At 49.8% G+C, this 14408-nt stretch carries 15 protein-coding genes and 1 pseudogene; 3 read left to right on the top strand and 13 right to left on the bottom strand.

The window, feature by feature from the left end; all coding sequences use genetic code 11:
* Window positions 1-234: 234 nt before the first annotated feature.
* On the bottom strand, window positions 235-1497 hold the full coding sequence (locus ACZ9IM_RS22290; RefSeq protein WP_476224965.1) for a YcaO-like family protein: 1263 nt from the start codon (window positions 1495-1497) through the stop codon (window positions 235-237).
* A 23-nt stretch (window positions 1498-1520) separates the two neighbouring features.
* Window positions 1521-1808 (bottom strand): hypothetical protein, encoded by a 288-nt coding sequence (locus ACZ9IM_RS22285; RefSeq protein ID WP_476224964.1) that lies wholly within the window; start codon window positions 1806-1808, stop codon window positions 1521-1523.
* A 162-nt stretch (window positions 1809-1970) separates the two neighbouring features.
* Between ACZ9IM_RS22285 and ACZ9IM_RS22280 the strand changes: the two genes are divergently transcribed.
* Window positions 1971-2186 carry a hypothetical protein gene (locus ACZ9IM_RS22280; protein WP_476224963.1) on the top strand — a complete coding sequence of 72 codons (216 nt, stop codon included), beginning with the start codon at window positions 1971-1973 and terminating at the stop codon, window positions 2184-2186.
* Window positions 2187-2683: 497 nt separating this feature from the next.
* On the opposite strand, the gene ACZ9IM_RS22275 is transcribed toward ACZ9IM_RS22280, so the two are convergent.
* Window positions 2684-3466, bottom strand: a complete 783-nt coding sequence (locus ACZ9IM_RS22275; RefSeq protein ID WP_476224962.1) for an SIR2 family NAD-dependent protein deacylase — start codon at window positions 3464-3466, stop codon at window positions 2684-2686.
* Between the two features lie 106 nt (window positions 3467-3572).
* Here ACZ9IM_RS22275 and ACZ9IM_RS22270 point away from each other — a divergent pair, with 106 nt between their 5' ends.
* Window positions 3573-3776, top strand: a complete 204-nt coding sequence (locus ACZ9IM_RS22270; protein WP_476224961.1) for a hypothetical protein — start codon at window positions 3573-3575, stop codon at window positions 3774-3776.
* 125 nt (window positions 3777-3901) lie between these two features.
* On the opposite strand, the gene ACZ9IM_RS22265 is transcribed toward ACZ9IM_RS22270, so the two are convergent.
* The 6 genes and pseudogenes from ACZ9IM_RS22265 to ACZ9IM_RS22240 all read right to left on the bottom strand — a co-directional run bounded on the left by ACZ9IM_RS22265 (window position 3902) and on the right by ACZ9IM_RS22240 (window position 7393).
* Window positions 3902-4318: a hypothetical protein gene (locus ACZ9IM_RS22265; protein ID WP_476224960.1), complete on the bottom strand. Its 417-nt coding sequence runs from the start codon at window positions 4316-4318 to the stop codon at window positions 3902-3904.
* 487 nt (window positions 4319-4805) lie between these two features.
* Window positions 4806-5033, bottom strand: a complete 228-nt coding sequence (locus ACZ9IM_RS22260; protein WP_476224970.1) for a BPSL0761 family protein — start codon at window positions 5031-5033, stop codon at window positions 4806-4808.
* 245 nt (window positions 5034-5278) lie between these two features.
* Window positions 5279-5974, bottom strand: a complete 696-nt coding sequence (locus ACZ9IM_RS22255; RefSeq protein WP_476224959.1) for a hypothetical protein — start codon at window positions 5972-5974, stop codon at window positions 5279-5281.
* Between the two features lie 21 nt (window positions 5975-5995).
* Window positions 5996-6553: a hypothetical protein gene (locus tag ACZ9IM_RS22250; RefSeq protein WP_476224958.1), complete on the bottom strand. Its 558-nt coding sequence runs from the start codon at window positions 6551-6553 to the stop codon at window positions 5996-5998.
* Window positions 6554-6636: 83 nt separating this feature from the next.
* A pseudogene (locus ACZ9IM_RS22245) lies at window positions 6637-6973 on the bottom strand (DUF4113 domain-containing protein); the annotation flags it as partial.
* Window positions 6974-7111: 138 nt separating this feature from the next.
* The gene (locus ACZ9IM_RS22240; RefSeq protein WP_476224957.1) at window positions 7112-7393 is read right to left on the bottom strand and encodes a helix-turn-helix domain-containing protein; all 282 of its coding nucleotides are present in this window, start codon (window positions 7391-7393) and stop codon (window positions 7112-7114) included.
* 435 nt (window positions 7394-7828) lie between these two features.
* On the opposite strand from ACZ9IM_RS22240, the gene ACZ9IM_RS22235 reads away from it, so the two are divergent.
* Window positions 7829-8509, top strand: a complete 681-nt coding sequence (locus ACZ9IM_RS22235; RefSeq protein ID WP_476224956.1) for a hypothetical protein — start codon at window positions 7829-7831, stop codon at window positions 8507-8509.
* Between the two features lie 491 nt (window positions 8510-9000).
* Here the strand turns inward: ACZ9IM_RS22235 and ACZ9IM_RS22230 are convergent, their stop codons facing one another.
* Genes ACZ9IM_RS22230 through ACZ9IM_RS22215 form a run of 4 tightly spaced genes read right to left on the bottom strand, consistent with a single transcriptional unit; the run spans window position 9001 to window position 14284 of the window.
* On the bottom strand, window positions 9001-9369 hold the full coding sequence (locus ACZ9IM_RS22230; RefSeq protein ID WP_476224955.1) for a hypothetical protein: 369 nt from the start codon (window positions 9367-9369) through the stop codon (window positions 9001-9003).
* 44 nt (window positions 9370-9413) lie between these two features.
* Window positions 9414-11507, bottom strand: a complete 2094-nt coding sequence (locus ACZ9IM_RS22225; RefSeq protein ID WP_476224954.1) for an integrase — start codon at window positions 11505-11507, stop codon at window positions 9414-9416.
* Window positions 11497-12972, bottom strand: coding sequence for a site-specific integrase (locus ACZ9IM_RS22220; protein WP_476224969.1), 1476 nt, complete (start codon window positions 12970-12972; stop codon window positions 11497-11499). Before ACZ9IM_RS22220 ends, ACZ9IM_RS22225 begins: the two co-directional genes overlap by 11 nt.
* Window positions 12973-13030: 58 nt before the next feature.
* Window positions 13031-14284, bottom strand: coding sequence for a tyrosine-type recombinase/integrase (locus ACZ9IM_RS22215; RefSeq protein WP_476224953.1), 1254 nt, complete (start codon window positions 14282-14284; stop codon window positions 13031-13033).
* Window positions 14285-14408 lie beyond the last annotated feature (124 nt).

The raw sequence follows: 14408 nt of genomic DNA, 5'->3' as shown, positions 1-14408 counted from the left end.
GAAGGTAATTCGCGCTTCCGCCCGCTGATTGCACAGGCAACCCACGAAACGCTCAGCTTTCATCGTGTTTGGAGAGTTTTCACACAGCCTGGGTCCATAGCTGACGGTCACTAACGTTAAGTTGAGGGGCTGACGCGGGCTGCTTCGCGGCAGTCCCGCTCGAACGTTAGGTTAGGTATTTAACTTTACTCTGACCCCAAACAGTTCTACTGAAACTACTCCCAGTAATAGCAGTTACACATATATTTCTGAATTTATCTTTATCTGATTAGGGAGCACAAAGCAACCTTCAGTAACACAGAAAAAATGATCTTGCCCCTCAATGAAGCTATGTGTAATAACTTGCCCGCCTACTAGCTCATTTACAATAGAGCTGTATACATGGCAACCAGTCCGTTCAATTGCATTTGTAAGATCAAGCAAATATTGCTTCAAGTCGACGGAGTGCTTTATGTTTGCCGTACTGAAAAAATTAATTTCTGAAAATCCAATTTCCTCGCACCACTCTGCAAGCTTTAGCTTTGCACATCTTAGATGAAAACTATGATTCTCGAATTTTAAGAGTATGGAGTTATCTTTTCCCTCCGTGTCTTCAGGATGAAACCATGTTGTCGCGTGATAGCATTGAACAAGTTCATGTAGGCTTCTGGATGCAGCGTGTTCTCTCGACAAGGAGCATCCGTAGCCAGTAATTTCTATGGGGAAATTACTTTTATGCAATGCTGAGCAAAATACAGGAATGCCATACTTATTTGCCAGTTCAAATATTAATATCTTGTGATCGACTTCTCGCTCAACATCTTCAACCAACGACACCAACTCATTTGGAAGTGAGCTTAAATCAATGAGACGTAGCGATTTTTTGTTTCTGTTTAGAAATGCATCTACGAGGAAGGTTGAAAAAGAATCCCTTTCCACTGCTTCCAAAATACCATGAATAGTAGCCTCTAATTCATTGCTTCCTATCGCGACACCACTGTTTGTACAGTACCGCTCAATCTTAGAATAATTAAAATTATCTTGCGAAGCACTACTACGATATTCATATTTATCATCAATGTATCTTGGGGTTGAAAGTGCTAGAGGGTAAAGTATCGTAGTATTTTTTCCTATTTGCTTGTATTCTCGAAAAGGCATTATGCCTTTTGGGGAATCTGCAATGATTGAAATAGGAAAACAACCAGAAATATGAGATTCTTTTATAAATGATTGTGTGTCGCGGTAACTAACATTACCTTTGTTGCAATTTGAAAATTGGCAAAACCAGTGTTCAGCCGCCTCAAACATTGCACCAGTTGTAGATGACTCTAGGTCACCTTTCCCATACCCAAAATCCAAATAATTTCCCGATTTATCATAGAGCATGCACTTTGCTGTTTTGACATATTGCCCCGTGACTTGAACTTCCCAATTTATTCCATAACTAGTCAGTGCAGCTTCTAGCTTGGTTCGGGCATAAATTACATCGACACTTCGTTCAATAGGAATGCTGTTCACTGACATTCTCCACGGGGCATTTTTTATTTATTGGCTTCAATTTTATTATTGGCTAATTCTCTAAGCTCTTCGGCCTCTGCCTCTAGGCTATCAATCATTTCAAGAAGCTCTTTTTCAAAAGGAGTAAGACTGTCATTATTGATACGGCCTTCCCAAGCAGCATCGGCGCGTCTTTTTGGGTTAACTATCTGTTTATTTCCTGTCATTTTATTTACCCCAGCAAGTAATTGGTTCAGTAATGGAATTTTTTGATCGGACTTTTTGTGGGTGGCGGTTTCCTTTAGTTGCTTCGAGGCGGTTTCAAAATTCATTATTCTTAGGTGCATAGACCTTGATGCGCCTAACTAATAAATAGACACCGAATGGTGTGATAACTCTTTGCGTTTTGGTGGATAAGATTCCGGGGCGAGTCTGTGCCGCCAATATAGAGCGCTGTGCTTACGACGAAGGTGGGGTATAAGAAGTTATGCACCATGACGACAATTCCTTTTCCGTATAGTTTTTGGCTGGAATTGATCTTAGCTGAGCGCAGAGATAAAGCAATCAGGACAACGTGCGTGCTCCAAACCCCTATTTTGAAATGGCCACTGACCGCTATTGGCCGTTTTCTGCCGATCATGGTTGGAAAGCTGCTGGTCAAATCCGATGCAATCGATGGTCAGGTCGAATTCAAACGGGTAGTTAAATAGAGTGCAATTTCGCACGAATAGCACGCGATCCGTGAGGTGGTGGTCGGCCGGATCGCTGGGGATGAAACACACTGGTCGCTGTCTGTGCGTCTAGGCAGTTGGTTGCAGCAAGGTGTAGGTCTGTCATTTGAATATTTCGAAGAAAGCATGGAAAACTCTGCCGGGAATTTGTTAGCGACAGTCACTGCGAGGTCTGTCGGTTAGGCAACAGATGTCTAGGGTAGCTTATCGTCGGAGCGCGTAGATTCTCATGCGGGGGATATGTGCCGTTGTATCAGGCATCGACGGATGCTGATTGAAGCAGTGACCTAAATCCAGTCCATAAGCGTCCGCACGTTGAGGTCGACAGTCCAATACAAGGCGACCAGATTCGGTCACCTATAGTCGCTCTATAATCGCTCTATAATCGCTCTATAATTCCCTATAAACCTGCGTCGTTAGCGTCCGCCTGTAGCGGTCTAATAGGCAGATCAGAGGCGCGTGTTCGAAACGCAGCTTCAAAGCTCAAGCTTCCTGGTTTTACCCGCCTTTATCCTTTCGAGCAGCATCGACAGTACTTCGGCGGCAGCCCCCATCAGCATGAGCTCCTTCGGTTCACCCATTGCAACGTCGACCTTGTTCACATGAATGACTGAAGCTCCAGACGCCAACGCAAGATCGGGAAGGCCTGCGGCAGGCATGACGATCCCGGAGGTGCCGACTGAGACCAGCAGATCGCAATCTTTCACCAGCTGCACCGCAGTTTTCCAAGCCTGGGGCGGTAAATCCTCTCCGTACCAGACCACCGCAGGACGCATCTTGCCATTACAACGCTGACACCTAGGAGGGTCGATCAGAGCGCCTTCATCCGGCACTGCTGATTGATCGGGTGACACAACCGCAGGCCGATGGCAGGCGAAGCATTTGGGCATTGCCAAACTGCCATGCAAATGCACCACATTTAACGAGCCGGCTCGCTCATGGAGGTCGTCAATGTTCTGGGTGACAACAGACACCTGGCACTGGGAGTTAGCCATCCGCGGTATTGCAAGATGTGCGGCATTGGGCTCTGCTTGAGCAACGCGGAGCCGCCGCCACAAATACCATCCCCACACCAATGCGGGGTTCTCCCGAAAGGCCTTGGCCGTCTCTAAATCCCTTGGATCGTATCCTGCCCAGATTCCAGACAGTTTTTCGCGATAAGTGGGAATGCCGCTATCGGCGGAGATGCCAGCGCCGGTGAAAAAGACCACCTTTCTGGCCTTTTGTAGTGCGTCTACAGCTTGCTCTATGACCGTCATGCTACCCCTCCCAGCCTCAGTTGCTTTCCACAAGCAGCAACTGCCAGCTAATTCCGTCGAAGGCCACCCCGCCCTGCTACGCTTTTGCCTTCACGGAGGAAACACCATGCCCACCTCAGACCTGCTGCCTTCCCTGTTGTCCAAGCTCAACGAAAACCAACTGGCCCTGGAGGCGGCCATCCTAGAACTTTCAAACTGGGTAGAGCAGCGGGTTGAAGTCGCGGACAACGTACGCGGCGCCCTGGTGGCGATCGACCGAAATGAAGAATTCATCAAGATGACCCTCGCGGTAATGATGACGCCGGAATGAAGATCAAAAGCGAGCTGTAACCCACGAAACGCCACAACGGTGGAGTGACTTACCCCATTCATCACAGCCAGAGACGAGAGGGTATCGTCTGTCGATCCGCTTTTGGCACTGTCAGGACTGCTGACTTACGGTTTTCGACGACGAGTGTCGCCAGGCTGGAGATCCGCACCTACTCCCGCCAGCGGGCCGGGTGGCTCCTGGCTTTCATCGCGATGGCGCAGGTTATTGATCAGCCGCTCATCGAGCGCGCCAAACCCAAAAGTCGTTTCTTCCGCCTCTGGTTCAAGGCCTTCGGCGTCTGGTGCCAAGTACCCTGGGCTGAGCAAATAATGCGAAAGTAGCTTGTGCTGGGGATATCGATTCTCAAAATGCTGTAACAACCCATTGAAAATTTCTTCCCCGGCCGGAGTTCCGGCCACCCGCCGTATCACGAACTCGGCGATAGCTAGACGTACCTCGATCTCACTCGCGTTGAGCGGGAGCTCCTCTGCGGTTTCTTCAAACCATTGGTAACTGCCATATCTCAGAGGCTGATCAGACATCTTCAGACACCCACCGCGAGTGGAACTCCGTGATGAGCAAGACCATACAGCAACGTCCGGCCAATCGTTATCAGGTGGCCGTCATTAAATCAATGCGGCAGCGAAATCCAACATACTGCAAACGCGAGCCCAATGAAACCACCGGAATCCTGTGTACGCCCACAGGAAGGTCGCGGCAGTACATACGGCAACAAGCACCTGAATGACCGAATCGAAGTTCGTCACCAGCATGGGCGCTCCTGCCAGGCCCCTCCTCAGCCATTTCAACCACCGAGGCATCCTTTGGGACTGGCCCAGCTTAAGCTCGACCACCTCACCCCATAACGCATTCGGCTGCCCCTTCAGATCAGAGCATGTATTAAACGACGAGGAACGGCCACTCCACACGGCACGAAACAACCGTGAGGACGGGCGGCTTCAGCCCTCCGTCGGCCACCTATTTACTGCACGGTGAAAAGGCAGCGGCAACAGGTAGGCCTGCCGATAGCTACCAGTCCTCAGTTGAGAAGCTAAACACGGGGCTGATACTACCTATCCCTAGTTTTCTCGCTTGCTCTTCAATAAGACCAGCACGCAGAACATCACTCTTCGTGGGAAAGTGGCGTAAAAGAAATTGAGCATTTCGTCTAACACGTTCAGGCACCTCCGAGTCGTAAGCAAGTTCTGTCAGAAAATTGTGAGCTTGTGCGACAGATCTAGTACGTTCAAATGGCATCGTCATCTAAACCTCCATACGTTGAAGTCGTAGTGCAATACAAGGGAAATCGAATATCTATCTGCCTGTCAGGAGAAGCTTACTGCGCTGCTGGTGGGCGTTTTCCCCTGGTTTAGCGTGCTGTAATCATCAGGCAGCATCGGTGATATGCCTTAGTGGTGGCGCATCACCTTTGCGATGCCTGATTTTGACCAGATACTGCGGGACACCAAAAACGAATGTTTGACCCAGGCCTGAATAGACCATCAGTGTTTCACATAGTCCTTATGTCCACCTGATGTGATGCAGTAATGCCCGCCTCGAGGCCCATAGCAAAAATTCCCGCCACCGCAGCTACATTCAGGTTCGGAGTAACCACCTCCCGAGCTGGCCTTGGCTGATCTGGTCGAGGCCTTTGGAATGTTTATGGTCTTAACCTGCTCGACCCGGCTGACCACAAAAGGGTCCATGGATTTCACGTTTCGGATGATCCGGCACTCAAGCACGGTCACCATTGCAGCCCCTAACGCAGCATCGCTTTTACCCAATTTCGAGAACGCATCAAGAGCGTAACTGCGCTGGTCCGCATTGGTGTTGTATGCATACACATACTTGCTGCGCATAGGTTCTTTGGCAGCTTGCTGTAGCATTGATGTGAATGCCGGCGCTATCGGGCGACCCAAATCCCGCAGCCGGCCTTGAACCTGTGTTGATGCGCCCTCTCGACCCACCAAGTCTTCTGATAAATCAGCCCACAACACCTCCGAGGTGAGCCGAGTGAGCCCAGCTAACTGCCGTGAATCAAGCGATGGAAAGTAGTGCTTTTCAAGGTTTGGTGCCGAGCAATACTGGGTGTAGAACTGTTCGAGATCCTGACCTGGCTCCCACGGAGAGACGCTTTCGGCATGCACATAAGCAACCGGCCAGAGTGTCACAGCCAAAAATACAACCACTCGTAACATAAGACTGTCCTTGTTGCTTTCCTATATTTCGTCGGGTCTATGGGACCCTTCATCGTGCAACTGCTCTAGGTAGCATTCAAGGTTGCCCGATACCTTTTCCAGAACACTCGGCAAGTAGGGCAGCAAATCTATAAACGCAGAGCCTTCCGGGCCGCCGTGATAGTACCGACGGTGGTCGAGAATGGCTTCGCGTTCTTCGGCAGGAAGCAGTGACATCGGGTCTCGGCCGTTGTAATCGTGCAGGTTGGACAAGTGAATGAAGGCACACCCAAACGTATATACGGAGCGCGTCCAACCTTGGAGCTGTTGAGCCAACTCGACCATCTCGCGATCTGTTACACGACCTCGACCGCTGGGCTGCCCCCATTGCTGTCCATTCACCGATGCATCAATCAATATCGTTCGCCTTGATGGCTCTTGGCTCAATAAGTAAATGACACGAACCATTAAGTCCAATTCCTGACGCAGAATGGCCATCATCTGGCTTGGAATATTTGCTGTCGCTAGCAGTTGCATGGCTCTTTTGTGGTCGCTTGAGCGACTGAGTATCTGTCTGGTGAAAACGGCAACAGCTTCCATCTGAGTATCCCCAGTTCCTAATTTTTGCGTCTGGGCAAGCGTGGAAATCTATATCTCGCACAAGCTCTTCCAACACAGACAGATCAATCGCAGCGTACCATCCATAGCTCGTCCAGCATGGTCGTATACGACTGGCTCATCATCTCCCGGCGCATCCCCTGTCAGGTGATGCCGGAACACTGGCAGCCCGCAGCGTCCCCCTTCGCCATCTATCGTTGGTACTGTCCATGACCTGCATCAGGCGAACGCATTCCGCCGATTGCTTATGGGCGAACAGGTCTTCAGTGAACTCGCCTGGCTGCCTCAGATCCATCAGCAACACGACACCTCAACTTTGCTGTAACGGAAACCCGAACGAAAGATACTGTCCACCGCGTCAGTAGCAAGCCGTGTCATGAGCAAGGTGTCACAAGTCGGGTAATCGAACCTGCTGAACAGATCCAAGGTGGGGATTTGAGAAGCGATTGAAAGATTCGAATGATCTTCACTAGGCATTCACTTCCTGTCACGTTGGAAGGGAAAACCAGCCTACAAAAGGCGCCGAGTAAATCAGGTCAGTTACAGCCCTATTTCAGCCAGCTCAATTCGGATCCTCTCAAGCAACTGGTCCTTGCTGGCATCATCGTTGGACGTTAGGTATCCAGCGAAAATTATGCTTATCGGATGTACTCCGAGAACGTCTGCCATCTGCTCGATTTTGTCCAGCGATGCACTGCCCCTTCCTGACTCAAGGTTGCTTATATAGGGTTGGCTTGGACCTAAGCTTTCTTGAGAGATTTCTCTCTTGAGTCGGTATGACTTGATGACGGTGCCAATGGCCTGCTTAAGTTCCAATCGCATAAATGCTTCTCGCAAAAGGAACGATAAGGCCGGCCAAAGCATTTTTGTTCACTGTGAACAGTATAAATCTGCTCCTCCGCTTGATTTTTCTTTGAAAGGGCTCAAGCAGAGCCATCAATTCACATCTGGGAAAGGTCATGTTTGCCGAATATTTCGCTATTCAGAAGGAAACCACTGCGGGCAATTATCACTGCGTCGGTGCTCAAGAAGACTGAAAGGCAATCAGGTTGAAAAGGAAATTGTAGTGTCGTTTGACCACAGTCAAAGACTGGCGCGCTTCCCTTAGTCACTGCACAGTAATCTTCTACGTCTGCGACAAAGGCTGCCCTATTAGGACGATGGACGTGTCGACATTGGATGAAAAAAGGGCTCGCCGAATGGGCGTAGTCATTGCATTCGCGAGATTTAACGTCTATGCAAACGAGATCATCACGATTGCCCGTTTTCATTGAACTGCCAGAGCGAGTGATGCTTGCAGGCGAAGCGCTCTTTGTCCGCTTGCGAACGCTCGATGAGCTGGATGAGTTTTGGTCTGAGTTTCAAGATAAATTTGCCTTCGCCTGTGAGGGAAAACTCTCTGACCAACCCCGTTTTTTACATGAGTATGAATGGGTGTTTGGAGTGACCAAGGCGGCGGTGGTGCGCACGGTTTTACGCTGGGGGCAGTCAGGAATCGAGTGTGAGTTTTATGATTGGGCCAATCGAGATCCTCGTCTGCATGAGATGTTTTTTCGGGATCGTGATGCGTATCGCGATTCTATGATTCAAAAGGGCAGTTGGTCAGAAAAGGATGAGACTAATTATCGCGTTGATTCCGTTCGTCGAACCGCCGCTACCTATCGTGGATGGTGGCGACTTTGCAATTTGCCCAATGAATACAGCTCTGATGAATGGTTGAGTGGTTGCAGAGGTCATGAGGAACTGATCGATCCTCACATGCCCTATGGAGACGTTGCGAGCACCCTCCTGGAGCAAACGTTCGATGATTGGCGAGGTACCGATTTTTGGGAGCTCGAATCGCATGATGCGCAAAGCATCTACAGACTCATCCAGTACTGGAAGAACGAGCGGGCCAAAGGCGAGAGTTATTTTGGCGAAGAGAACGAAGTACCTTGATGGGGCTCACCGAGATCAGCTGAAGCGTGATGCGTGCTAAGGAAATCTCAACATTCAATGAGTCGATCGCAGATAAGGCTCAGCGAATGTGTCACAAGTTATTCAATGCCCCCATGCCTGTATGATTTTTGAACTGAGTCATGTGGAGCACCGCTACTTGCGTGCCAGGGTTGGCTGCAATGTTGGGGTCAATGAGTCCATTCATGGCCTTCACCAACAATCTGATGCGATTCGCTGACCACCGTTAGTATCCTACCGCGATGCACTAGGCAAAAACTCGATACGAGGTCAGCGTCGACTCCTGCGGCGGATGTTATGTCGCCAAGCGTGCCGATCCAGACATATCGCTGGGTTTCAAGGCAAGCCAAGTAGTAGCCGACAGACATAGCATTGCTCCATAAACAAAAATACGAATCCCAAGCTCCCTGAAGTTACAGAGGGCAGTCGCAGCAGCAGGATGATCTCCACCCAGCATTAGCACCTGCCATCCACTAGGGTGTTTGCTGTCGATTGATGGCAGGTAGAGGGCGGGATAGGAACTGTTCATCCAAGCCCCTGCTGTAAGCGTTGTAGGCCCACCGCACAAATTGTTCGAGCAGTCGATCATTCTCCATTTTCAGGCGTTGATTCTCGCCTTCCAAACGTGCGATTCGCTCGTTTGTCGCTTGAGACTCTGGGCTCATGGCCTTCTTCTTCCCAACCAAAATGGCGAGTGTTTTTTTACGTAAAGTGAACGCATTCCTAATCCGTTCATGTTTATGCAGCGCCTGACGCGTATAGGTCCCCCGCAAACGGCGAGCGATGCTTTGGATCAGCAGGTCCCAGGTCAACTTTCCAGACCAGCCATCAAGGATCGACACGATCTGCTCTATAGCACCAGGGGTAAGGTTTCTCGAGCGAGACATCACAGGTCCTCTGACTCTATGTGTGGCACATTTGGATCTTCAATGACCGGGCCTTGAAGTTCACGCGCTTTCACAATTTGATGATGGGCCAGTAACTGTTCCAATCTTGACGCGGGTACAACCCCACGCGGCTGGATAATCGCGTTCGCGGTAACGGTGGAGTCGTCAAAAATGGCACACAGTTCATCCAATCGTTTTAGGGTCAGTGTCTGGTGTTCGACCCAACGGTTGGCTCCAAACGCCTCCTCGCCCAGCGCTTCTAAGGCTTTTGCAAGGAGGACCTGGGTTTCCTGACGATGCTGACGTATAGCCTGCTCTCGGACCACATCACCTTTAATGCACACATGCTCATCACAATTAAGGCAATCTCGATAGAGCTGACAAGGCAGCATAGAAAAATCGTGCAGGCAATATCCCAGGTCCGTTGTATGGGCGGTCACGATCTTCAGTGCCGCAAACTGATCCCGTGCAATCAAACTACTGGGTGGAATACTCGCGATATGCCCGGCCGACTTTTCCGGATCACCTAAAGCGGACCTAGCGAGTGCCAGCACATCCCTGTCGGATTGGTGGTCATAGCACCTGTTCTGTCCAACCTTGGCGCGACCGCTCCACTTAGCGATGTCGAGTTGCGATAATCCGCCCATCTGCGCCACTGTATTTAAGAAATGGCGAAATTGATGCGTCGTGATTTTCATTGGACTGTCATCTAATTCACAATAACCGAAGCGATCAAAAATATTGAGGGGCCTTCGCTGACTGGACAATTGCTTCTGAATATAACCGGTGTCCGGCAAGACGATTACCCCACGGTACGTTCCCCATGACTCGGTTAACTCATTCAGGCGTGTCAAGCAAAGCGCTTCACTGTACTTCAGGTTGTTCTTCTCATCCGCCAGCGGAAAGTTGACGGGTAACATTGAAATAACCACTCGCTCAATGTCTGCGAACAGAAACCTCGGGGCATTTTTATGCTGAGGGTCATAAGGAATGTGTTCAACGATCCCATGCTTCCCGCACCATCGTGCCCCACGCTTGGCATGATTACCATTGGGCGGTGGAGTGAGAAAAACAATCGCACTCACCTCTTCTGAACTTACTAGCGTCCTCCCTCGACGCGTCTCCATTTCCGCTGGTAAATAAATGGCGTCAGGATGTTGCTCATACCACCGTGCTACGTCACGCGCGGGCGTAGAAATGCTCCTGAGTTTACTCACCGCCTCGCGAGCAACACTGGCCATGGATTGCACCACCCATTTGACTTGCGCCTTTCCACCCTTTGAAGGCCGCCAGCGCAATCCATACAGTTGTTGCTTCGTTTTTGGATCGAATTCCTCCACTTCGCATTGTATTGAAATGGATAGCACCTCATTAATGCGACTCGGCGCCGACGCCAACAACGCACACACACAGGAGGTGAAGATATCGCCAGGTTTTTCGGCGGCCTCGAAGATTTCGGCAATCGCCTCCAACGAGGCCGACGAGGGCAGACGAGCTTGACGCGAAGCATCAAACTCAGGCCCAACGCGACGCTCAAAACTCGTTGGCGCTCGAAGCGGGTTATGCCATTGGATTGGCAAAGTGCAGAGCTGATGTTCGACAAGAAACCGCGAAATACGCTTGAGTTCTACACCGGCAAAAAAAGCAGCGGAGGTTTGATATCGCTCATTAAGTATCGCGCACGCGCGATTAAAATGCTCCAGACTGGCTTTGATTGGCGTGACACAATCCTCTGTTTCCTCCAAAGCGACAGCCAGAGAACGGAGCGCGGCCAATCGGGAGCTGACGGTGGTATACGGACACAATGCATAATCATAACGGCAGTAAGCTTTGGCAAAGTCTTTGTAAGGCTGAGGTAAGCAACAAGAATCCCTTTGCCCTCGCCCACTAGGGAATCCATGAAATCGGATACTTGAGCAAGAGTTTCGTCGTTTCAATCGGACAAAATTGGTGACATCCCAACTGTCTGCATCAAAAATCAACCCACTACCAAAAGCCGTCAGAGAATCTCTGGCGAGGGCAATGAAATCCCTTAGGTTTCCTTCAGCTGCCTGCTCTGCTCGGGGCTTGAACAGGATGACCCTATCGTCCATGACTCTGCCCCTTTCTGCTGCGGCATAATTGGACAACCTCTGCCACGGCGAGCAGCGTTCGATCATTGATTGTCGCAATACGAGCATCCGAATAGCGTTTAGCATCCTCCAGCAAGAAATTTAGGACCGCTTCATGCGGTCCGTCCAACCAAGGTTGAAAACATTGGCAGGTGTAACAGGCCACGGGAGCATTCAATCCGCAGAAACTAAAGCTTCCACAAGATCCCATCGGCCGTGCGCTTTGATCGATACGCAGATCAATAATTCGGCTGGAAGGATCTGCACCACGAACAGCATTGCCCTCATGAGCTATCAATTGACCTTTGAAGGCTTGAGCCAGCGGCGCCATGTATAACGCGGTAGCCTTTTCAATCCGCATCGCGAGCTCTGGTGTGGCCGCGACATAGACCCCCGCAGAGTCGGTTCGCGAATGATCAAGCAGGTCCGCAATAACCAATACCCCATGGCCTTCACGAGCAAGATTTGTCCCTAACGTGCGCCGAAAGCGTAGGGCACAGATATTCATCACAGCCCCTGTGCGCTCAGATCGAACGGATAGCTTGTCCAGCGCAGACACCAGCAACTTACTTAAATTCTCGCTAGTACGATGGAACCTGCCCCACCCTGGCCGATCCGCCAAATATTGTGACTGCTGGGATACAGGAAATAGGGGCGCCTGCTGGGTGTCTGGAAATTTTCCAATAAAGCGTTCACTAACGCGTTGAGCATAGTCAAACAGCGGTCGGCCAATTTGACTCACTAGTGCCCTGGGCTTGAGTTCCTGACGGAGCAATGCGTTTTGTTGCTTCGCCCGCGGGATGAGCAAAAGAAAGGACTCTGTTCCATCGACAGCCACAGAACGTACGACATCACAAACCTTCAAGGCTGCCAATTGAACAGGGCGGGAACCCAGCGCAATAAACAACAATGCCAGCAGGTAAATTTCCTCACTCAATTGCTCAGAGGCATATGCGGCATTCAAGGCGTCTTGGATACCTACTTGCTCAATTGGCGTGAAAGGACCCAAGACGGGATCCCACGTCAACACGGCAATTCCTGTTTCTCGTTTTCGGAGTTTTTTTTTGTCTAAGACGTAAGCCACATCATCTTGAATACCCGGCAGGCCCATTGCATGCCATCGGCGTAAAAAAGCAAAGAGGTTACGCGTTTTAAAGTTATCGGCATTGGCATGTATCAATACGTCACCTCCGCTGATAAATTCCAACGGTTCAACAAGTTCTTTCTGCAATCGCAAGGCAAACACTTTCAAGGCAATAAAGTGCCCCATCAAGGTGCTTGGCGCCCTATTTTCAGCAAACCAAATCAACGTAAGGTGGACCGAAGTCATAAGTAAGACGGAAAAATGCAGCCCCGAAAAATCCATGTGAACCGAATCCACACCATCTCGGTACGACCAGGTAGGCCGGTTAGGGTCAAACGTAATCCCGCTTTTGGTTCGAACCATTGATGGAAGTGAAAGGCACACATCACCTCCACCCATTACGAGGCCTATCTCTGGACTTTTAGTCATCACGTTGAACCTCCACACGCAATTGCTTTTGCATTTGCAAGGACACTGCGGTGGCTTTTTTCTTGATGTGGCGCTGGTTATACACAGTCGCCATTCCGGACGTTTCAGACCACCCCATCAATCGTGATCGCAGTTTTTCCTCTAAGGTCGTCGACACATCGTTTCTATCAATTTCCTCAGAAAAAAGATCATTCCAGGTATGACGAAGAAGATGGGGACAGAGATTTTCCGGCAATTCCGGGCAGTGTTGCCGCAAAGTGACGAACACTTTATTGAGTCCCGCAAGACTCAGCGGTTTACCGGACCCACCTGCCACCCAAAGATATTCATGCTTACGCGCGCCTGTAACATTACGACGAATGGACATTACATAAGCTCGAGTGAGCTCTGCTAACTCTGCGTCGAGCGCTAATAATCGACCGCTCGTTTTGGCATTGGGTTGTCTCAAGCGAGGATCCGCAGGATCATCTGCCCTCCTGGCAATCAAAACTTCATTGGTCTGGAAATTAATATCCGAAATTTTCACACCAAGCAATTCACCTCGCCGCACACCCAAGGACAATAACCAGCGAATAATTAAGTAGTTTCTCTGCCGGACAAATTCATGTAACCACGGATTTTGCCCAAACGTGGGAACAACCACCTGCTGCAGCAGCGATAACATTTGCTCAGATAAGCCCTCGCGCGGCGTAACATTTGAAAAACGTTGTACTGAAGGAATGCGAGCCTTTATGGATGTAGACACAAGCTCTCGTAGCCTTTCTAAATCAGAGAAATGTGGGTTTCCGGCCCCAGTTTTTAGTAAGTGATCGGTAGCAATCCAGTTAAGGTATCGAGCAATGTATAAAAGCCGTATGGCAATAGTGGCGGGATTTAGCTCTTGAAAACTAGAACCACCGGTAGAATGTGACCATACAATTACTCCGTTTCCAAACCCTCTTCTATCACCCGCTGAAATTGGCAATTTACACGCCCTAGCGATAGCTTCTATATCTCCTAACGTTAAAAGCTGCCCGTCGCGCAAACGGGCGCATAAATTTATTTTTAGTTCATCAAGAACAATGAACAGCACCATTAGCGAGCGAAGTGCCTGATTGAGCGTGCTCGTTGACAAGTTAGCCGATCTTAACTCCGCCAGCGACCAAAGCGTGGCACCGTGCACGGGCATACCATCTTGCCGAGTACAAAGGACGGGGAACCATTCGCCACTATCGAACCGCACGAGTTTAATTCTATAAGGGTTCATTGTTTACACACCTGACAGGTAAACAATAATTAACCTTAGATTACAAATTGCTTTTGCGCAAAAACTTGCAATAACTTTCTGTTTTTATTGATCATTTACCAAATAAATTTACACCCAAGAAATG

The organism is Pseudomonas sp. TE12508, from assembly GCF_056279485.1.
The sequence above is the reverse complement of the archived record's forward strand: the minus strand, read 5'-3'. Positions and strand labels throughout refer to the sequence as shown.